Consider the following 19064-nt stretch of genomic DNA (forward strand, 5'->3'; position numbering starts at 1 on the left):
CCTTTGGTTCTAAGGGTAGTCTCCTACAAAGCCACTGCGGTTATGCAATGATTTAGAAATTTGCGCAAGAACCGCCGCAAATTCAATGTAAAAAGAAAAACACGGCAGATATAATCTGCCGTGCTGTTTGATTTATTATTTTGCAGCGCTGTAACGCTTAGAAACCTCATCCCAGTTAACAACATTCCAGAAAGAATTGATGTATTCAGGACGGCGGTTTTGGTATTTTAAGTAGTAAGCATGCTCCCAAACGTCAAGGCCAAGGATTGGAGTCTTGCCTTCCATTAATGGTGAATCCTGATTAGGTGTGCTTGTTACTTCAAGTTCACCATTGTTTACTGCAAGCCATGCCCAGCCTGAACCAAAGCGAGTTGTAGCCGCCTTAGCGAACTCTTCTTTGAAGCTGTCATAGCTTCCGAATTTGCTGCTGATGGCATCTGCTAATTCACCTGTTGGCTCTCCGCCGCCATTAGGAGAAATGATCTGCCAGAAAAGAGAATGGTTTGCATGACCGCCGCCGTTGTTGCGTACAGCAGTACGGGCAGCTTCAGGAACAGCATCCAGGTTGGATACCACTTCTTCAACAGTTTTAGAAAGAAGCTCTTCGTTCCCTTCTAACGCATTATTAAGGTTTGTTACATAAGTATTGTGATGCTTTGTATGGTGGATATTCATCGTTTCTTTGTCGATGTTTGGTTCCAATGCATCGTAAGCGTAAGGTAATTGCGGTAATTCGAATGCCATAATAAAATTCCTCCCTATGTATATGATTTGGTCAGCCCCCGAAACAATTCAATCATTTATAAAATTCAGATTTTATAATGTTTCTAAGGTCTTTAGATTAAGATTACCAAAGTTGGATTTTTGTTTCAAATAAAATGCTTTGCTACATATATACATTATCCAAATTAGTATTTTTTAATCCGCAGGAGCTTGCTAATTTAAGTCTCTTTCGTATAAATAGTTGTTTTTCGCCAACAATGTTATCCGTTGATTTCCGCTCCAGGCTGCTCAGCGACTGCGGGGCGGGCTGTGAGCCTCCCCGACGCTTTGCGTCTGCCGGGTCTCACCTGTCCCGCTGCTCCCGAAGGACATTGAAAAAACCCCCTTGAGTAAACACCGCACGAAGAATATGCGAATGCATTTTCGAGTATCGCACCTTCCGCTGCAATCAACTCAGTAAATAATATATAAAAAGCAACAAACCTTGCGAAAACAGCCTTATTTAAAGAACCACAAAAAGAAAATAAATAATCATAACTCCCTGGATCACCGCTTTGGCTGCTGCGCTGCTGACAAATCCTATTACAGATCCAAATCCAATCTTTAATGCATCATTAAAGTTTGTCCTGTTAACTGCAAGTTCAGCAATAACCGCTCCAAGAAATGGGCCAATCAGGATTCCCAGTACAGGTATGACAAATGGGCCAGCTAAAAGGCCGATTGTACTTCCCCATACACCAGCTTTTGAACCGCCATATTTTTTCACGCCAATCATATTGGCTACGTAATCAGCTCCAAACAGCAGGAGAACAAACAGCCCCTGAATCGTCCAAAATAGCCAGTTAAACGGTTCAAAAGAAAAAAGGACTCCATAAAGGATAAAACCGCCCAGCAAAAACAGCACACTTGGTATAATTGGAAAAACCAGACCCGCAAAAGCGATAATAAACAACAGAATAATCAGTGTCCAATAAACTATATCCAATTTCAGCACCCCTTCATTAAAATAAAATAAGCAAGGGATTATCCCTTGCTTATTTTACCACTTATTCTTCCCCTAAAACAGCTTCAGCAATATTCACAGCGTGATCACCGATACGCTCCAGGTTGCTGACAATGTCGACATACACAATGCCGGCCTGTCCAGTGCAGGCTCCTTCATTCAATCGAAGAATGTGCTGTTTGCGGAGCTTTCTTTCCATCTTGTCAATCTCTTCTTCTTTTTTTACAACATGCTCTGCAGCAATTTTATCATTATGATCCAGTGCCTGCATAGCTTCTTTCACGGTGGAAATGGTTAATTTGAACATTTGCTCCAGATCTGCCATGGCTGAATCAGTAATGGACACTTTATTTGCCTGTTTATAATCAATAAGTTCTATTACATTTTCGAAATGGTCACCGATACGCTCAATATCTCTTACCGTATCCATCAGCATTGTGTGCTCAGCAGATTCATTTGCAGAAAGTGAGCTTGTAGAGAGCTTAATCAAATAATCTGTAATTTTACGGTCAAGGTTATTGATTGCATCTTCTAACTGGTATGCAGTATCAGAATGTTTTTGATTGCCTGTTTTTAAATACTGAACCGTTTCTTCAAGTCCGCGTAAAGAGAATGTTCCCATACGGAGCACTTCTTCCTTAGCTTGTCCAAGTGCAATTGATGGTGATTGTTCAATAAACATAGGATCCAAATGCTTTGCTTTATAATCAGCAACCGCATCTTCACCCGGAATTAGCTTGGTCACGATCCAAGCCAGTACAGCTACAAATGGAAGCTGAATAATTGTATTAGACGCATTAAAAATTCCATGTGCAAAGGCAATTGTCATTTCAGGATTTAAATCCATTTTACCCTGCAGAGTTTCAACTAGGAATGTAAAAGGCTTTAATAAAATCAAGAAAATGGTTGTACCAATTAAATTAAACATTACGTGTACAGCTGCAGCTCTTCTTGCAGCAACAGAAGCACCAATAGCAGCTAAAACCGCTGTAATGGTTGTACCAATATTATCTCCAAACAGAACGGGCAGTGCAGCATCCAGATTGATCAGTTCTTCAGAAAACAAGCCTTGAAGTATACCGATTGTGGCACTCGAGCTCTGAACAATAACTGTAAACACAGTTCCGACAACTACACCCAGAATTGGATTTGAACTCATGCTGACGGTCAAGTCATGGAAAGATTCCAATGTGCGGAGAGGCTTCATTCCTCCGCTCATTAATTCCAGTCCGTAAAATAACGCACCAAATCCAAAAACAATTTGCCCGATATTGTGGATTTTCTGTTTTTTAAAGAAAAATAATAGAATTGAGCCTAAAGCAATGATCGGCAGAGCATACTCCCCGATATCAATCCCAATGATGAATGCAGTAACTGTAGTTCCTATATTAGCCCCCATAATTACACCTATCGCCTGGCGCAAAGTCATGAACCCGGCTGATACTAACCCAACTGTAATTACAGTAGTTGCAGAGCTGCTTTGTATAAGGATGGTGACAAGTACACCCGCCAATACCCCCATTAGCGGATTTGTCGTAAAACGATCTAATAAATCTCTCAGCCGGTCACCAGCTGATTTTTGGAGCCCGTCACCCATGAACTTGATTCCATAAAGGAAAATACCAAGTCCCCCAAAAAATTCAAAAAGCATTTGCTGAACATTTAGTTCCACAATTTTCAACCCCTATAATTTATTCGACATGATTCATCAAACCCCATACAATTATTAATGTTATTCAAGATAAAAGTAAATATAATCAGAGCCAAATTTACAATTCCTTAACATTGGCCCCTAATGTTACAGTTTCGTTACAAAAACAGAAGAAGTATTGCTTTAATACGAAAAGAGTATTTCCCTTGTAACTCCTTGGAATTTGGCTAAAATAAGAATGTGAATCTCAAAAAGGGTGTGTGCAAATGAATATTTTTGTTCAGTTTTATAAAAGTTTGTTTTCTCCTAAAGATATTGCTTTATTCAGGCATCAGGGAATAGGCAAGACGATTTTGTATGTGTTTTTCCTTACCCTGCTGTCAGTATTGCCAACCGTATTTTATTCAGGGGCAGGAATCATAAATGGCTTCAATGCTATTGATGAAACCATTGATAATCAATTACCCAATTTTGAAATAAAAAATGGACAGCTTTACACAGATGAAAAAGCACCAGTTACCATCAGCAAGGATGACTTTACAATCATTGTTGATTCGACTGGTGCAGTTGACCCTTCAGTTCTAACCGAAAGCGGCAATACGATTGCTTTATTGACAAATGAAGTCTACATACGTGCAGAAGGACAGGAACAGACATATCCATACTTGATGCTGTCGGGCGGCACAATTTCCAAAAGTGATCTTTCCGAGTTCCTTGCTTCTGCAGAATCCCTTATGCCGATTATTATTCCCTTAATAGGGATTGTCATTTATATTTTTGCAGCGGCCATTCGATTTATTGAGATATCTATTTTAGCACTGGCAGGTCTTCTAATTAAAAAAGCTCTTGCCAAAAAACTGGAATACCGCCAGTTATGGCGCATGTCTGCCTACAGTATTACTTTGCCAACCATTTTCTTTGCTATCATGTCAGCCCTGCAAACCACCGTGCAAAACGGGGCAATTATTAACTGGCTTGTTTCCCTTATTATTCTTCTGCTGGCCATTAGGGAAGTTCCTGCTCATAACCCAAAATAAAACGTGCACCCAGCGCGTTTTTTATTTTGCATTAAAATAATTCTCTTATGTCTGCAGAATAATAAAAAAGATCTTTTGTTGTTCTAAGACCGATAGGACAAGCATACATATTGGGTAAACATGCTATTTGCAGGAGGTTTGTCCAATATGAAGAAACTCGCGGGAGTATTGCTTTCAGTCCTTGTAATTTACGTAATTTTTTATGACCTGAATCATGGTACACTCCCAGCTGGGCAAAACCCGTCTATGGAGGCCAGCACAATTCCATCTGCAGAAACAGAAGCAGGGTTTTTTGAGAAAAAGGTCAATCCGGGAGAGACAGTTCTTTCAATAATTGAACTAAACCTTGATGGGCCAATTCCGGTTGGCATAGACCAGGTGGTATCTGACTTCTCGGAATTGAACAATGGAATGCAGCCAGAAGAAATAAAATCCGGTGAAACCTATAGATTCCCAAAATATAGTCAGGACAACTAATCATCATTCTTGTCAATATCAGCGGTTCATTGATACAATAGAGTGGACCTTCTCTAACAGCGTACTATTCAGCTGTTATATGAATAGATAAAAAGGAGCGAATCTCCATTGAGTGAAATTATACATCGCACGAAAACAAGGCCTGTAAAAGTTGGGCCTTTAACAATTGGCGGAAGCAATGAGCTGTTCATCCAGAGCATGACCACAACAAAAACACATGATGTTGAAGCAACTGTTGCCGAAATTAAAAGGCTGGAAGAAGCAGGCTGTCAGATCGTACGTGTTGCTTGCCCAGATGAAAGAGCTGCAAATGCCATAGCAGATATTAAAAGACAAATTAACATACCGCTTGTTGTTGATATCCACTTCGATTACAAGCTGGCTCTAAAGGCTATCGAGGGCGGAGCAGATAAAATCCGCATTAATCCCGGAAATATAGGTAAACGTGAAAAAGTGGAAGCAGTCGTCAAGGCTGCCAAAGCAAAAGGTATACCTATCCGGATTGGGGTAAATGCAGGTTCTCTTGAGAAAAGAATCCTCGAGAAATATGGATACCCTACAGCAGATGGCATGGTTGAAAGCGCCCTGCATCATATCAAAATCTTAGAAGACCTTGATTTCCATGACATCATCGTTTCTATGAAGGCTTCCGATGTGAACTTGGCCATTGAAGCATATGAGAAAGCTTCACAAGCTTTTGACTACCCTCTTCATTTGGGTATAACAGAATCAGGTACACTTTTTGCCGGTACTGTGAAAAGTGCTGCCGGACTCGGGGCAATATTAAGCAAAGGCATTGGAAACACATTAAGAATTTCATTGAGTGCAGACCCGGTTGAAGAAGTCAAGGTTGCCCGCGAACTTCTTAAAGTGTTTGGCTTATCCTCCAATGCTGCCACACTGATCTCCTGTCCAACATGCGGACGGATTGAGATTGACTTAATCAGTATTGCTAATGAAGTGGAAGAATATATTCAAAAAATTAAAGCGCCCATTAAGGTTGCTGTATTAGGCTGTGCGGTTAACGGACCTGGTGAAGCCAGGGAAGCTGATATCGGCATTGCCGGCGCCCGTGGAGAAGGTCTTCTGTTCCGCAAAGGCCAGATTGTAAGGAAGGTTCCGGAAGAAACGATGGTCGAGGAACTTAAGATTGAAATCGACAAAATCGCTGAAGAATATTTTGCAAAACAGGAAGAAGAAAAAGCACAGTCAGAAAGCCTGCAGCCATAGAAAGAACCGCACGATAAATTAAACAGAAAAGCCTGGCACCAAATTATATTTGGAAACCAGGCTTTTTTGTTATTTTCTAAAAAAACGGCAGTATAAACATACCGACAATAATGGAAATCGCTCCTATGGCAATCGCCCAGCCCCCAAGGCTTTCTGAACCCCTTCTTCTTGCGATAAAACCAAGGACAATTCCTGTTGCTCCAAAAAGAACCGGCAGCACAAACAAAGATAAAATGGAAAGTGCCAGGGCTGCATAACCGACTCCTCTGCCGGCTGCAGCGGTTTCATTCTCTTCATCCCTGTCCAATGATCTATTGTAGACACCTGGCGCTGCTATTTCTGCAGAGGTTTCCTCAGAATAATTTGCCTGAACTGCCTCTTCTTCGATTTCCTCATCCCGATCAAGCGACCTGTCATAGACACCCGGCGCCGCTATTTCTGCAGCAGCTTCTTCTGAATAATCTGCTGCACCTGCTTCACCAATTCGCTCACTGTATCGGAGGTCATACTCTTCATTGGTGCGATCTTGGTCTGCCATCATGATCCCTCTCTTTCTTTGCTGTGTTCCTAAAAAAATATTGCTTAATGGAGCATTTATAGTGTTTGCGATAAAAGGCTTTTTTAAGATGTTAATGTTTAACTGTCAAACCTGGTCTGCAACACTCTTTTGTAAGGCCATGACTTTTGTTAAGATAAGGGATATATGCATTAAAGGAGATTATTATAATGAAGAAGCGCTTTGGCATCGATATAGACGGAACGGTTACCAGCCCTGAAGCCATGGTCCCGTATCTAAATGAAGCATTTAATTTGAATATTACTTTAAATGATATTAAGCAATATGATTTAACACCTTTAGTGACGATTTCAGAAGAACAATTTGCACAGTGGTTTTATGAAAATGAGCCCGTTATCTACAAAGAATCCCCCCTGGCAAAAGGCGCAAAGGAAGTTCTGACCAAATGGAAACAGGAGCATGAATTGTATTTTATAAGTGCCAGGGGCTCTCACCTGCAGCAAGTCACAGAGGAATGGTTTTTAGAGAATGCATTGGATTTTGATCATATCGAACTAATCGGGAACCATGATAAAATCGAAGCTGCCAAAAAGTATGAGGTGGATATCTTTTTGGAAGACAAGCATGATAATGCGGTCATGATTCATGAAGCTTGCGGAATTCCTGTCATTTTATTCGATACACCCTATAATCAGGATCCCCTTCCCAATGGCGTCATAAGAGTTCGAAACTGGAAGGAAGCCAATGCATGGGCAGAGGATTGGCTTCAGCAAAAAAGAAGCATGGAAGAATAGCTCCATGCTTCTTTGTTTGTTACAGTATTAAAAACACTCCGGGCATTTACCATATATTTCAAACTTATGTCCTGAAACATCATAGCCCTTTAGATTTTCCTGCACCTGTTTCATAGGACAGACTTCAATTTCTTTCGTCTTTCCGCAATCCAGGCATATAAAATGATGATGATGATGATCATGAGAGCACGTAAAGCGGAAGTGTTTTTCGCCTGACAGCTCTGTCATTTCAAAAATACCCAGTTCCACGAATAACGATAAATTTCTGTAAATGGTATCAAAACTAAGTCCAGGGTAATTATCTTTCATTTTTTCGAGAACATCTTTAGCCGTTATATATTTATCACTGTCGGCAAACAGCTGAAGCATCTCTTCCCTTTTCCCCGTATGCTTATAGCCTTTATCCTTTAAAAGCTGCATGGCTTCATCAACATTCATTCTTTCCACCTCTTTTTTGCTTTTAAATCATCTGGGATAGAAGTCACTCATATTTATGCCGGCCTCATGCCCGCAAGTTTTTTCAGCAATATTGTTGCAATCAGTATTAATACAGCAATCATAACGATTGTTCCGCCCGGCGCCAAATCAATATAGTAGGAAATAGTCAATCCGCCCAGAACTGATATTTCACCAAAAAGCATGGACAGGAAAATGGTCTGCTTGAATCCTTTTGCAATTCTGATGCTCGCAGCAACCGGCAATGTCATAAGGGAGGAAACTAATAAAATACCCACTATTCTCATGGAAGCAGCTATAACCAGGGCCACCATCACAATAAATATGAAGTGGACACTTTTGGCAGCTATTCCGGATGCCTTGGCATGCTCTTCATCAAATGACAGCAAAAACAATTCTTTATAGAGCAAGACCACAAGTGCAATGACAAGCACGCTGATAATCAAAATAGTCCATAAATCAAGCCGGCTGACTGCACTGACGCTGCCAAAGAGATAACTGAATAAATCTGTATTGAATCCGTCAGCCAGTGAAATGAATATGACTCCAAGCCCAATGCCGCCAGATAATATAATGGGAATAGCCAGCTCCTGATAGTGCTTATAAACAGCTCTCAGCTTTTCAATAAACAACGACCCGGCTACTGAAAAAGCCATCCCCATATACAAAGGGTTCAACCCGCTCAGACCGATAAATTTCTTTTCGAGCAGCAGGCTTGCAGCGATGCCTGCAAGTGTGACATGGCTTAAAGCATCGGCAATTAAAGATAGCCTTCTGACAACAATAAACACACCCAGAAGAGGAGCAATGATCCCGATGATCATTCCAGTTAAAAAAGCATTTTGTAAAAATTCATATTGAAGGATTCCCGAAATCATCTGCCTGCTCCTTTATCGTGGTGGTAGTGATCATGGTGATCATGGTTATGTGTCAGGACATGTACATCATGTCCGTAGATTTCCGACATTTCATTTATATTCAAGCTTTCAAATTCTGCTGTATTTCCATGGAAATGCAAATTTTTATTCAGGCATGCCACATGAGTGACTTTATCAGAAATTGTCCCAATATCATGCGTAACAAGCAATAAAGTAATGCCCAGCTCCTTATTTAAATCATCCAGCATTTCATAAAAGGACTGAACATTTTTCACATCCACACCTACTGTAGGTTCATCCAATATTAATAATTTCGGGTCGCTTACCAATGCCCGGGCGATGAAGACCCGCTGCTGCTGCCCGCCTGAAAGCTCGCCAATATTACGTCCTGCATACTCATGCATGCCAACAGATTCAATTGCACGCATAACTTTTGCCTGATCGGCCTTGCCCATAAATTTAAAAAGCCCCAGCTTCTTTGTAAGACCGCTTGAAACGACTTCAAAGACTGTTGCCGGGAATCCTGTATTAAATGAATTTGCCTTTTGAGAAACAAATCCAATATTCTGCCAATCCTTAAATCGGCTGATTTCCTGGCCGAACAGTTTGACGCTCCCCTTCTGCACTTTAAGCAAATTCAGAATAAGCTTTAAAAGGGTTGATTTACCCGACCCATTGGGACCTACAATTCCGAGGAAATCTCCTGAATTAATGGTCAGATTGATATCCTCAAGAACATTCTCTTTCTCATATCTATAAGATACATGAGCTATTTCAATTATTGGCTGTTCCATTTTTATCACCTAAAATATTAAGAATCATTACGATTTACTAACACAGTATACAGGAACCTGCATTTAAAGTAAAGGTACATGCTTTTATCATAAATCTTAAAACTTATTGTCACTATTCACATTCTTCACTCATACAGTACTGAGGAGGAGTGATGAAAGTGAAAATATTCGAAAACATCATTAATCATAAATTAAGCAATATAACCGCAGATGAATTATTAAAATATGGGGAGCAGTTCAACATCCAGATAACAAAAGCGCAGGCCCAAAAAATTGCAGATCATTTGAGAGGCAAACAGGTAAACATCTTTGATGACCGGGAAAGGACAAAAATCATAAAGGAAATTGCCAGGATTGCCGGCCCGGAAACTGCAAGGGAAGTAAACAGGCTTTTTTTGCAATTTACAAAATAGAACTTAGTTTATGATACTTAATTTCTCATGCAAAAAAGCTGTGCAGTCCAGGCACAGCTTTTTACTATGTTTATACAGCCGTAATAGCTTCTAATAAGCTTTCATTGAATTCCTGGCTGCGCAGCATATCAATTTCATGTTTATAAGGGGCTTTTTTATTATTTTTATCTTCGCCAACATAAGGAGTCTCCAGAATTTTAGGGATATCCTTTAATTGAGGATGATGGACAATATAATTTAACGCGCTGAAGCCGATGTGGCCGAAGCCGATATTTGCATGACGGTCTTTACGCATTCCGCGCTCATTCTTGCTGTCATTGATATGGAGAACTTTCAGGCGGTCAAGTCCAATAACTTTATCGAATTCTTCCAATACCCCGTCAAAATCATTCACAATGTCATATCCTGCATCATGTGTATGGCAAGTATCAAAGCATACAGATAAGTGGTTGTTATAATTGACTCCCTCTATAATCATAGCCAGCTCTTCAAAGGACCTCCCGCACTCCGATCCTTTTCCCGCCATGGTCTCAAGTGCGATCTGCACATTTTCTTCGCCGTTTAAGACTTCATTTAAGCCTTCTACGATCTTTTTGATGCCGGCCTCTGTTCCTGCCCCAACATGGGCGCCGGGATGGAGAACGATCTGCTTAGCTCCAATCGCCTCGGTGCGGTCGATTTCAGAGCGAAGAAAATTAACGCCTAATTCAAATGTTGATGGGTTTGAAGTATTCCCGATATTGATAATGTAAGGAGCATGTACAACAATATCAGCAATCCCGTTCTCTGCCATATGCTTCAGCCCGGCATCAATGTTCAGATCTTCGATTTTTTTTCTTCTTGTGTTTTGCGGAGCTCCTGTATAGATCATAAATGTATTGGAGCCATATGAAACAGCTTCTTCACTTGCTGCTAGAAGCATTTTTTTCCCGCTCATGGAAACATGTGATCCAATTTTCAGCATGACAATACCTCTCCCTTTATTTCTTTATTTACGCTTGATTCTTCTTTCGCGTTTTTTTATTTTGTCCATTTCCCATTTCATTTTCTTTTTGTAGCCTGGTTTAACTTTTTTCGGCTTTTTCACCAATGAAGCGGCTTTTTTATCAATGTCATCTGTTTGTTTCTGTCTTGTTTTCCGCTTGTTGCGATTTTCCAGGTCTGTCCATTCACCTTTTTGCAGATCTTTGTGCCTGAATTCGATTCCCATTTTTTCAAGTCTGTTTAATGCATCCTCATCGGAAATCTCATACACTGTTACAGCAATTCCTGAGAAACCTGCACGCGCTGTACGCCCAACCCGATGTATATAAAAATCAAGATCAGTTGGAAGCTCATAGTTGATTACATGGCTGATTCCCTGTATATCAATGCCCCGGGCAGCCAGGTCTGTAGCCACAATATATTGAAACTCAAGGTCGAGAATCTGCTTCATCATTTTCTTTCTTTCACGCGGGTTAAGGTCCCCGTGGATACGTCCGACTTTCAGGCCTTTGCTGATTAATCCGTCTGCCACTTCATCTGCTTTTTTCTTGGTGTTGGTGAAAACAATGGCTAAGTAAGGATTTAAGGAAGTCAGTGCCTGATAGACCAGCTCCACTTTATTACGGTGTTTGGATGGAAGAAGCCAGTGCTCAATATTGGCTGCTGCGGCCTGCTTAGGCTCCACGTGAACATATTTAGGATTTTCCATGTATTTTTTCAGGAAAGGCTTCAGCTTCTCTGGAATGGTAGCTGAGAACACCAGCATCTGGAGCTTCTCCGGCATCCTTGCTGCAATCTGATCAACATCTTCAATGAACCCCATATCGAGCATTAAATCTGCTTCATCCACAATAAGGATTTCGGCAGTATGCACAAATAATGCCTGTTCTTTTACAAGATCATTGATCCTTCCCGGTGTGCCTACAACCACATGAGGCTGTTTTTTAAGCTTTTCAATGGTTCTCTGCTTGTCCGTACCGCCAATATAGCAGCGTGCAGTTATTTCTTCTCCCTCCGGGCAATGCTCTGTAACCTTAAGAATTTCATGATATATCTGATTGGCAAGCTCTCTGGTTGGAGCTGTTATAATAGCCTGAACCTCCTGACGGGAAGGATCAACCTTATGAAGGATAGGCAGCACATATGAGTGCGTTTTTCCTGTTCCTGTCTGTGATTGTCCTATTGCGCTTTCACCCTTCAGCACGGCAGGGATCATTCTTTCCTGAATTTCTGTCGGCTCAAAAAAGCCAAAATCTTTAACCGCTTCTATAATAAATGGCTTTAAATTAAATCGGTCAAATTTCGTTTCGTTCATATAAAAAACTCCTCAATTTTTCAGATTTGCCTTGGTTCAGGCTTCATCCGAAACATATATTAGTGAGTAAGATCTACTAGTATCAACTGACAACTTGCTGGTTCCGAGCTTTTCTTACATCCTGTTATTATAATAAAGTTTCCTGCAAATAACCACTCAAACAGGCATTTATATTTTTATGATGAGCTTTTTAGGTGATTTTAATAAATAAATTGGTTTCTTCTGCATAATGCCTAAACCAAAATGGGATAAACGCATACTTTATAATATGAATTTTTATTTAAAAAGAAGAACTATGCAGCGAAAGGAGGCCAATTAATATGATGCCAGGATCAAGACCCCCTATGCGCGGAGGGATGCATCCCCATCCTTTTATGACCCCGATGCAGGGTAGACCTCCCATGGGGCCAATGATGGGCGGTCCAATGACAGGCGGTCCTCCGGGAATGAAACGCGGAGGAGGAGGATTGCTCTCCAAAATATTAGGAAAAGGAAATGCCCAGCCTGGAGCAGGAATGGGAGCTGCAAGAGCTGCAGGGGGCTCGCAGGCAGGCGGAGGCATCCTTCAGTCAATAAGCAGCCCATCTTCCATAAACGGTTTTTTAACCAACACTCAAAAGGTCTTAAATACAGCACAGCAGATCGGACCTATGGTTCAGCAGTATGGACCGCTGGTCAGGAATCTTCCTGCCATGTGGAAGCTTTATAGAGGCATAAAGGATGCACCTGAAGCTGATGAGACAGCTTCAGAAGCTAAATCGGAATCCCCTCAGGCAAATACAGAAAAAAAGAAACAGAATTCAAGGCCAAAAAACATCAATAAGGAGCATGAGATGGAACAGCCCGCTGCCAAGCGATCATCAGCAGAAGGTATTTCCAAACCCAAATTATATATTTAAAGAAAAGGATGCCGGGGCATTCTTTTTTCTTTTTCCTTAAGAAAAATTACTCCTTTTGTATTATCGGTTTATCTCTTATATAATAAAGATGCAATATGGAGTTTTTCCGTTTAGAAACAGAACTCAGTTCAATTCATATATAAGCTTTTAATTAGGGAGGATATACCGATGAACGTCATAAAAATCTCTCCTCGGGGGTATTGTTACGGTGTGGTGGATGCAATGGTGATTGCAAGGAACGCTGCACTTGACCCATCTTTGCCGAGACCCATCTATATTTTGGGTATGATCGTCCATAACAAACATGTGACAGATGCTTTTGAAGAGGAAGGCATTGTTACACTTGATGGTAAAGACCGCAAAGAAATCCTGGATAAAGTGGACAAAGGCACTGTCATTTTTACAGCACATGGCATTTCACCTGAAGTGCGGGAAGCAGCGAAACAAAAAGGCCTTGTAACACTTGATGCAACCTGCCCTGATGTAACAAGGACACATGACTTGATCAGGGAAAAGGAAAAGGAAGGCTTTCAAATCATTTACATTGGCAAAAAAGGCCATCCTGAACCTGAAGGTGCAGTTGGAGTGGCTCCCCATGCAGTTCATTTAGTGCAGACTGTTGAGGATGTAAATGAACTTAACATACAGGCTGATAAAATACTGGTGACAAATCAGACTACAATGAGCCAATGGGATGTTGTCCATGTAATGGATCAGATTAAGGAAAAATACCCTCATGCAGAGTTCCACAAAGAAATCTGCATGGCTACCCAGGTCCGCCAGGAAGCAGTTGCAGAACAAGCTGGCCAGGCCGATGTATTAATCGTTGTAGGTGACCCTAAGAGCAATAACTCCAATCGTCTTGCACAGGTATCAGAAGAAATTGCGGGGACAAAAGCCTACCGTATTGCTGATATTACTGAACTGGATGTGAATTGGATTAAAGAGGCATCAACAGTTGCCGTTACATCAGGAGCCTCAACCCCGACACCGATTACAAAGGAAGTTATTACTTTCCTTGAACAATTTGATCCGGCTGATGAGTCCACATGGTCACGCGAGAAGAAAGTGCCGCTAAATAAAATACTTCCGAAAGTAAAGAAGCCTGCAAAGTTATAAGAAAAACGGAAGTGCATATAAAGTGAAACTTCAATCAGCGGGGGCTTTATCCCCCGCTGATTGTTAGTTGAGGCCCACGGAAAGCGGGTCACAAAGACGTTGCCACAGGTCAAGGAAAGCTACGGCAGCGATACATCGCACGACCGAAAGCGGCAGCTTTTGGGAGGATGTGGCGTTCTTAGTCTTTGTTCTTCTTTTCGGGCCTTTACATTATAAAGCGAGGCGACTTGCCCAGGGGTGACAAGCATAAGACGAGCAGATGGTGGGAAGTGCTTTTCTTCCCATCAGCTGATCGGCTTATGACCTCGAGCCCCTAGGAGCCGCAGCTAGATTGGGCAGTTTGACCCCCACTTACCCTCATTTGATTTCTCTGATTCTTGAAGCGGGATCTTACTGCCCGTTAGGCTGCGATAAACAGAACCGGTCCCTGAGGGAGGCCGGTTCTGTTTATTATCAGACAAATTTAAACGGATCTGTATGAACTTCAGAAGGAAAAATGGATACGCTATACCCTTTTTCTGTACACATCTGAGATAATTTTTGGGTGACTCCTTTTTTCATTACCTTTTCAACATTATGGCCGGGATCAACAATATTCAGGCCCGTCATCATCGCATCATGTGCCACATGGTAATACATGTCCCCAGTCACATATACATCAGCACCCTTCATCTTTGCTGACATAAAGTACTTGTTTCCATCTCCCCCCAGAACAGCAACTTTCTTCACTTTTGAAGAAAGGTCGCCCACTACACGAACTCTCTCCACTTCAAGTGTTTGTTTTACATGCTCCGCAAATTCCCCCAGAGTCATCTCGCCAATTACTCCAATTTTACCCAGCCCCAGAACTTCACCCTTGTTTTCAAGCTTGTAAATATCATAGGCAACTTCTTCATAAGGATGGTTTTTGAACATAGCAGAAAGCACTTTCTTTTCTATATGTTCGGGAAAAATGGTCTCAATGCAGACTTCACTAACAGCCGCAAGCTCACCCAGCTGGCCAATATGAGGATTTGCTTCACTGCCAGGCTTAAACTGCCCTGTCCCTGAAGACGTAAAGGAGCAATGACTGTAATTGCCGATTGAACCAGCCCCTGCGTTTCCAAGTGCTTGTCTTAAAGACTCAGCATTTTCTTCAGGCACAAACACAGCTAGCTTTTTCAATACAGTTTCGTATGTGGGATATAAGACTTCCGTACTGGAAAGCTTCAGTGCATCAGCCAACATATCATTGACGCCGCCTTTGGCGATATCCAAATTTGTATGTGCTGCATACACAGCTATATTATGTTTGATAAGCTTTTCAATAATTCTTCCTGATGGAGTATCAGTGGGAATTTTTTGCAGAGGTCTGTATATTAACGGGTGATGAGCTATGATCAGCTGAACATTCTTTGCAATTGCCTCATCAACTACACCTTCGAGAACATCCAGAGCAATCATGACATTTTCAACAGGAGTGTTAAGCCTGCCAACCTGGAGGCCAATCTTGTCTCCTTCCATCGCATATCCTTTTGGGGAATACTGTTCAAATAGTTGGATAATCTCATGTCCATTTATTTTTTTCACTGCATCAATACCTCCTCTGCCATTTTGATTTTCCGCTTTAACTCCTGTTTTCTCTTCTCTGTTTCACTGGAATTTGCTGCTTTTTCAAGCTGCAAAAGGATTCTCTCCCAATTCTTCTTTTCGCCGAGCCACTTGTTTTGAAATACGGCTGATTTTTGCTCCATAAGAAAAGGGCCCATCAGTAAACCTTTTTCTGTATTCTGGTAGGGTTTCAATGGCTCTCCTTTTTCAGCTGCAAGGATTTCATAGATCTTTCCGTCTTCTTCAAGGATTTGTTCGGCTATTAACTCCCAGCCATTGTCAATCAGCCAGCTTCTAATTGAGATAGCACTTAAATTCGGCTGGAGGATCAGCCTCTTTACAGAAGCAAGCTTGCTCTTCCCCTCTTCAAGAATGCTCGCAATTAAAGCCCCTCCCATGCCTGCAATAGTTATGCAGTCAACTTCATTTGGGCTAATCACTTCAAGCCCGTTCCCTTTTCTAACGGAGATCTGATTTTCGAGTCCTTCCATTTTCACCTGTTTTTTGGCGGATAGATAGGGACCCTCCACCACTTCACCAGCAACAGCAAAAGAGGCAATCCCTTTCTTTACTGCATAGCATGGCAAATACGCGTGGTCTGAGCCGATATCAGCTACTCGTGCGCCTGAGGGAATATAATTTGTTACAGCTTCAAGCCGATTTGATAATTTTTCAGTATTCATTCTGTCACCACTTATTTATGTATTGTAAAAAGCGCAAAGCGCCTGCTCTTCCTGAGCAAAAGCTAGAAAAGCTATCGTCAATTTACGATAGCCTTTCTTATAGTATAAAAAAAGTCCTTTACATATGCAAAGGACTTTCATTATAGGTATTACTTAAGGCCTGCTAACCATTCAGCCATTTCGGCAGCTTTGTCTTGAGGCACTAATCCTGGAGGCATTGAGCCTTTACCGTTTACTACGATATCAGCGATCTCATCCTGCGATAAACGATCGCCTACACCTGTTAGAGCAGGACCAACTCCGCCTTGATACTGGTCACCGTGACATCCGATACAGCTCTTCTGGTAAATTTCTTCAGGGGTCGCAGCTGCAGTTTCTTCAGTTTCAGCACCGCCGCCTTCCTGTTCTTTTGCAAGCTCTTCCATATCGCCAAGACCTTTAAAAGAAACTAGGAACATTGCTACCACACCAAAAACCATAATTAACACAAATGGAATGATTGGATTGCGATTCATGATTTAACCTCCCTTATGTAAGCACATTCAGTTTAAGTAAGTATACAAACAATGTCTATTTTACTTTAAAAAAGACAGAAGGAAAAGCCCTATTGTAAACTTTGTCAAATCTTGTTCATAAAATGGACAAAAAACTCCATCTTGAGGATGGAGTTTTTGCTAATTATTTCACCTGCATAGCTTATTCATACCTATAATATACAGTCTTAGCATCCGATGAGGCGCGCAATGACCATTCTTTGTACTTCAGAGGTGCCTTCACCGATTTCTGTGAGCTTACCGTCCCTCATGTATCGTTCAACATGGTATTCTTTCATATAGCCGTATCCGCCGTGGATCTGGACAGCCTGGTCGGCGATTTCCATACAGATTTCAGAGGCATAGAGCTTACACATGGAAGCTTCTTTGGCAAATGGTCTCCCCTGATCTTTCAGCCATGCAGCCTTGTAGACCATATTTCGTGCTAATTCAATTTTCATCGCCATATCTGCAAGTTTAAACTGAATAGCTTGGAAGTTTGAGAGAGAACGGCCGAACTGCTGGCGCTCCTTTGCATATTGAAGCGCTTTATCATAAGCAGCCTGCGCTATCCCCAAAGCCATTGCTCCAATACCAATACGCCCTCCATCCAGTGTGATTAAAAACTGTTTGAAGCCCTCGCCTTTTTTGCCGAGCAAGTGCTCAGTCGGAACGCGTACGTCTTCAAGTACCAGTTCAGTTGTATTTGAGGCATTGAGTCCCATTTTTTCATAATTATCGATAACGGTAAATCCTTCTGCATCCGTTGGAACAATAATCGCACTAATTTCTTTTTTTCCATCCACTTCACCCGTGACAGCAGTCAAAGCTAAATGCTTCGCATAGCTGGCATTCGTAATAAAGCATTTATTACCATTAATGAAATATTCACCATCTTTTTCGACAGCTGTTGTTCTGGTACCGCCAGCATCTGAGCCTGCATTAGGCTCTGTCAGCCCGAAAGCTCCAAAAGACTCACCTGTACAGATAGGCACCAGATACTTTTGCTTCTGCTCTTCGGTACCGAATAAATAAAGCGGTGCTCCGCCAAGTGATATATGCGCGGAATAAGTGATTCCAGTTGACGCGCAAGCCCTGCTCAACTCCTCTGTTACAATAGCAAAGCTAACAGTATCTGCCCCTGCCCCACCATATTCTTCAGGGAAAGGAAGCCCCATCAAGCCAAGGTCAGCCATTTTCTTAAATACTTCTACTGGAAATTCCTTTGTACGGTCTCTTTCTAAAGCTCCCGGTGCAACTTCTTCCTGAGCAAATTCCCTGATTGTTTTAAGGATCATATTCTGTTCTGCAGTTAAGTCAAAATTCATGTAAATCCCCCTTATAAGAACAAAAGTTGTATACGCTTTCATTACTATTATATAAGGGATATTAGAGTTTTCTCAACATTTAAAAACTTTTTAAAATATTTTATTATACGAATATAGAAATAACTAATAAAAGAAAGCCAAGAGCCCCTGAAATCCATAGATATAGGAAATTCCATTTTAATCCTGAAAACAGCCAAAGAACACAATTAATTACTAGGGAAACATAGAGAATTCTCTCGTTTCCTGGATAAAACACCGATACAATATCAACAGATCCCATTAGTAAAATCAAAGCTCCTGATATGATGGGGATATGCATCATTTTTACTTTTTTAGAAAAATAAAAAATAAAGAAAATATCCGAAGAAATGAAAAGAATTAAAATGACGGTTTGCAAAGTAATAGACAATTCAGTAAAATAAATTAATAAAGCAGAAATTGGAATCAGCAGTAGGAGGATAAGGTTGGCAAGATATAAAACCACTGTATTTTTACGTTTTTTTATTCCTTTCGGCTGACTTCCTTCGGTGTAAAGAGCAAGCAGGTAGTCACAATAATGGTCAGGGAGCATTCGGCTCTTTTTCCAATGAAGCAGCTCGTTAACAATGATTTTTTTTCTGTTTTCTTCCAACCAAAGCAC

Annotated in this window: 21 protein-coding genes; 7 read left to right on the plus strand and 14 right to left on the minus strand. The window is 41.2% G+C overall.

What is annotated here, in order from left to right; genetic code table 11:
• Window positions 1-135: 135 nt before the first annotated feature.
• The 3 genes from NAF01_RS18640 to NAF01_RS18650 form a co-directional block, all read right to left on the minus strand.
• Window positions 136-744, minus strand: coding sequence for a superoxide dismutase (locus tag NAF01_RS18640; protein WP_035332705.1), 609 nt, complete (start codon window positions 742-744; stop codon window positions 136-138).
• A 481-nt stretch (window positions 745-1225) separates the two neighbouring features.
• Window positions 1226-1708 (minus strand): DUF456 domain-containing protein, encoded by a 483-nt coding sequence (locus tag NAF01_RS18645; protein ID WP_197208265.1) that lies wholly within the window; start codon window positions 1706-1708, stop codon window positions 1226-1228.
• Window positions 1709-1769: 61 nt separating this feature from the next.
• Complete coding sequence (locus NAF01_RS18650; RefSeq protein WP_206763077.1) at window positions 1770-3377, minus strand: Na/Pi cotransporter family protein; 1608 nt, start codon at window positions 3375-3377, stop codon at window positions 1770-1772.
• Window positions 3378-3643: 266 nt separating this feature from the next.
• On the opposite strand from NAF01_RS18650, the gene NAF01_RS18655 reads away from it, so the two are divergent.
• From NAF01_RS18655 to ispG, 3 genes are all read left to right on the plus strand, one after another.
• Window positions 3644-4414, plus strand: coding sequence for a DUF1189 domain-containing protein (locus NAF01_RS18655; RefSeq protein WP_250800958.1), 771 nt, complete (start codon window positions 3644-3646; stop codon window positions 4412-4414).
• Window positions 4415-4561: 147 nt separating this feature from the next.
• A complete protein-coding gene (locus NAF01_RS18660) occupies window positions 4562-4891 on the plus strand; it encodes a hypothetical protein (protein ID WP_197213444.1) in 330 nt (109 codons plus the stop codon).
• A gap of 117 nt (window positions 4892-5008) precedes the next feature.
• A complete protein-coding gene (gene ispG / locus NAF01_RS18665) occupies window positions 5009-6121 on the plus strand; it encodes a flavodoxin-dependent (E)-4-hydroxy-3-methylbut-2-enyl-diphosphate synthase (RefSeq protein WP_174749694.1) in 1113 nt (370 codons plus the stop codon).
• Window positions 6122-6197: 76 nt separating this feature from the next.
• Here ispG and NAF01_RS18670 read toward each other — a convergent pair whose 3' ends face one another.
• Window positions 6198-6662: a DUF4190 domain-containing protein gene (locus NAF01_RS18670; RefSeq protein ID WP_197213443.1), complete on the minus strand. Its 465-nt coding sequence runs from the start codon at window positions 6660-6662 to the stop codon at window positions 6198-6200.
• A 185-nt stretch (window positions 6663-6847) separates the two neighbouring features.
• Between NAF01_RS18670 and NAF01_RS18675 the strand changes: the two genes are divergently transcribed.
• Complete coding sequence (locus tag NAF01_RS18675; RefSeq protein ID WP_226618321.1) at window positions 6848-7432, plus strand: 5' nucleotidase, NT5C type; 585 nt, start codon at window positions 6848-6850, stop codon at window positions 7430-7432.
• 27 nt (window positions 7433-7459) lie between these two features.
• Here NAF01_RS18675 and NAF01_RS18680 read toward each other — a convergent pair whose 3' ends face one another.
• Genes NAF01_RS18680 through NAF01_RS18690 form a run of 3 tightly spaced genes read right to left on the minus strand, consistent with a single transcriptional unit; the run spans window position 7460 to window position 9560 of the window.
• Entirely contained in the window at window positions 7460-7870 is a 411-nt protein-coding gene (locus NAF01_RS18680; RefSeq protein ID WP_035332694.1) for a zinc uptake transcriptional repressor Zur, read from the minus strand.
• A 53-nt stretch (window positions 7871-7923) separates the two neighbouring features.
• Window positions 7924-8766 (minus strand): metal ABC transporter permease, encoded by an 843-nt coding sequence (locus NAF01_RS18685; protein WP_048011140.1) that lies wholly within the window; start codon window positions 8764-8766, stop codon window positions 7924-7926.
• Window positions 8763-9560, minus strand: a complete 798-nt coding sequence (locus tag NAF01_RS18690; protein WP_048011141.1) for a metal ABC transporter ATP-binding protein — start codon at window positions 9558-9560, stop codon at window positions 8763-8765. Before NAF01_RS18690 ends, NAF01_RS18685 begins: the two co-directional genes overlap by 4 nt.
• A gap of 152 nt (window positions 9561-9712) precedes the next feature.
• Here NAF01_RS18690 and NAF01_RS18695 point away from each other — a divergent pair, with 152 nt between their 5' ends.
• Window positions 9713-9973 (plus strand): DUF2624 domain-containing protein, encoded by a 261-nt coding sequence (locus NAF01_RS18695; protein ID WP_048011142.1) that lies wholly within the window; start codon window positions 9713-9715, stop codon window positions 9971-9973.
• A gap of 70 nt (window positions 9974-10043) precedes the next feature.
• Here NAF01_RS18695 and NAF01_RS18700 read toward each other — a convergent pair whose 3' ends face one another.
• Window positions 10044-10937 carry a deoxyribonuclease IV gene (locus NAF01_RS18700; protein WP_163143460.1) on the minus strand — a complete coding sequence of 298 codons (894 nt, stop codon included), beginning with the start codon at window positions 10935-10937 and terminating at the stop codon, window positions 10044-10046.
• A 24-nt stretch (window positions 10938-10961) separates the two neighbouring features.
• Window positions 10962-12272, minus strand: coding sequence for a DEAD/DEAH box helicase (locus tag NAF01_RS18705; RefSeq protein WP_048011144.1), 1311 nt, complete (start codon window positions 12270-12272; stop codon window positions 10962-10964).
• A gap of 320 nt (window positions 12273-12592) precedes the next feature.
• Here NAF01_RS18705 and vrrA point away from each other — a divergent pair, with 320 nt between their 5' ends.
• Together vrrA and NAF01_RS18715 are read left to right on the plus strand one after the other, a co-directional pair.
• Window positions 12593-13171, plus strand: coding sequence for a VrrA/YqfQ family protein (gene vrrA / locus NAF01_RS18710; protein WP_197213433.1), 579 nt, complete (start codon window positions 12593-12595; stop codon window positions 13169-13171).
• Window positions 13172-13339: 168 nt separating this feature from the next.
• Complete coding sequence (locus NAF01_RS18715) at window positions 13340-14290, plus strand: 4-hydroxy-3-methylbut-2-enyl diphosphate reductase (RefSeq protein ID WP_048011146.1); 951 nt, start codon at window positions 13340-13342, stop codon at window positions 14288-14290.
• Between the two features lie 453 nt (window positions 14291-14743).
• On the opposite strand, the gene NAF01_RS18720 is transcribed toward NAF01_RS18715, so the two are convergent.
• The 5 genes from NAF01_RS18720 to NAF01_RS18740 all read right to left on the minus strand — a co-directional run bounded on the left by NAF01_RS18720 (window position 14744) and on the right by NAF01_RS18740 (window position 19055).
• A complete protein-coding gene (locus tag NAF01_RS18720; protein ID WP_197248167.1) occupies window positions 14744-15859 on the minus strand; it encodes a Nif3-like dinuclear metal center hexameric protein in 1116 nt (371 codons plus the stop codon).
• Complete coding sequence (locus NAF01_RS18725) at window positions 15856-16563, minus strand: tRNA (adenine(22)-N(1))-methyltransferase (RefSeq protein WP_197213420.1); 708 nt, start codon at window positions 16561-16563, stop codon at window positions 15856-15858. The genes NAF01_RS18720 and NAF01_RS18725 overlap by 4 nt, the downstream gene beginning before the upstream one ends.
• 149 nt (window positions 16564-16712) lie before the next feature.
• A complete protein-coding gene (gene cccA / locus NAF01_RS18730) occupies window positions 16713-17078 on the minus strand; it encodes a cytochrome c550 (protein ID WP_026583849.1) in 366 nt (121 codons plus the stop codon).
• 206 nt (window positions 17079-17284) lie between these two features.
• A complete protein-coding gene (locus tag NAF01_RS18735; RefSeq protein WP_197213418.1) occupies window positions 17285-18424 on the minus strand; it encodes an acyl-CoA dehydrogenase in 1140 nt (379 codons plus the stop codon).
• 103 nt (window positions 18425-18527) lie between these two features.
• On the minus strand, window positions 18528-19055 hold the full coding sequence (locus NAF01_RS18740; protein WP_250800959.1) for a hypothetical protein: 528 nt from the start codon (window positions 19053-19055) through the stop codon (window positions 18528-18530).
• Between the last annotated feature and the right edge of the window lie 9 nt (window positions 19056-19064).

The sequence above is a fragment of the Cytobacillus firmus genome, assembly GCF_023657595.1.
Classification (GTDB): domain Bacteria; phylum Bacillota; class Bacilli; order Bacillales; family Cytobacillaceae; genus Cytobacillus; species Cytobacillus firmus_B.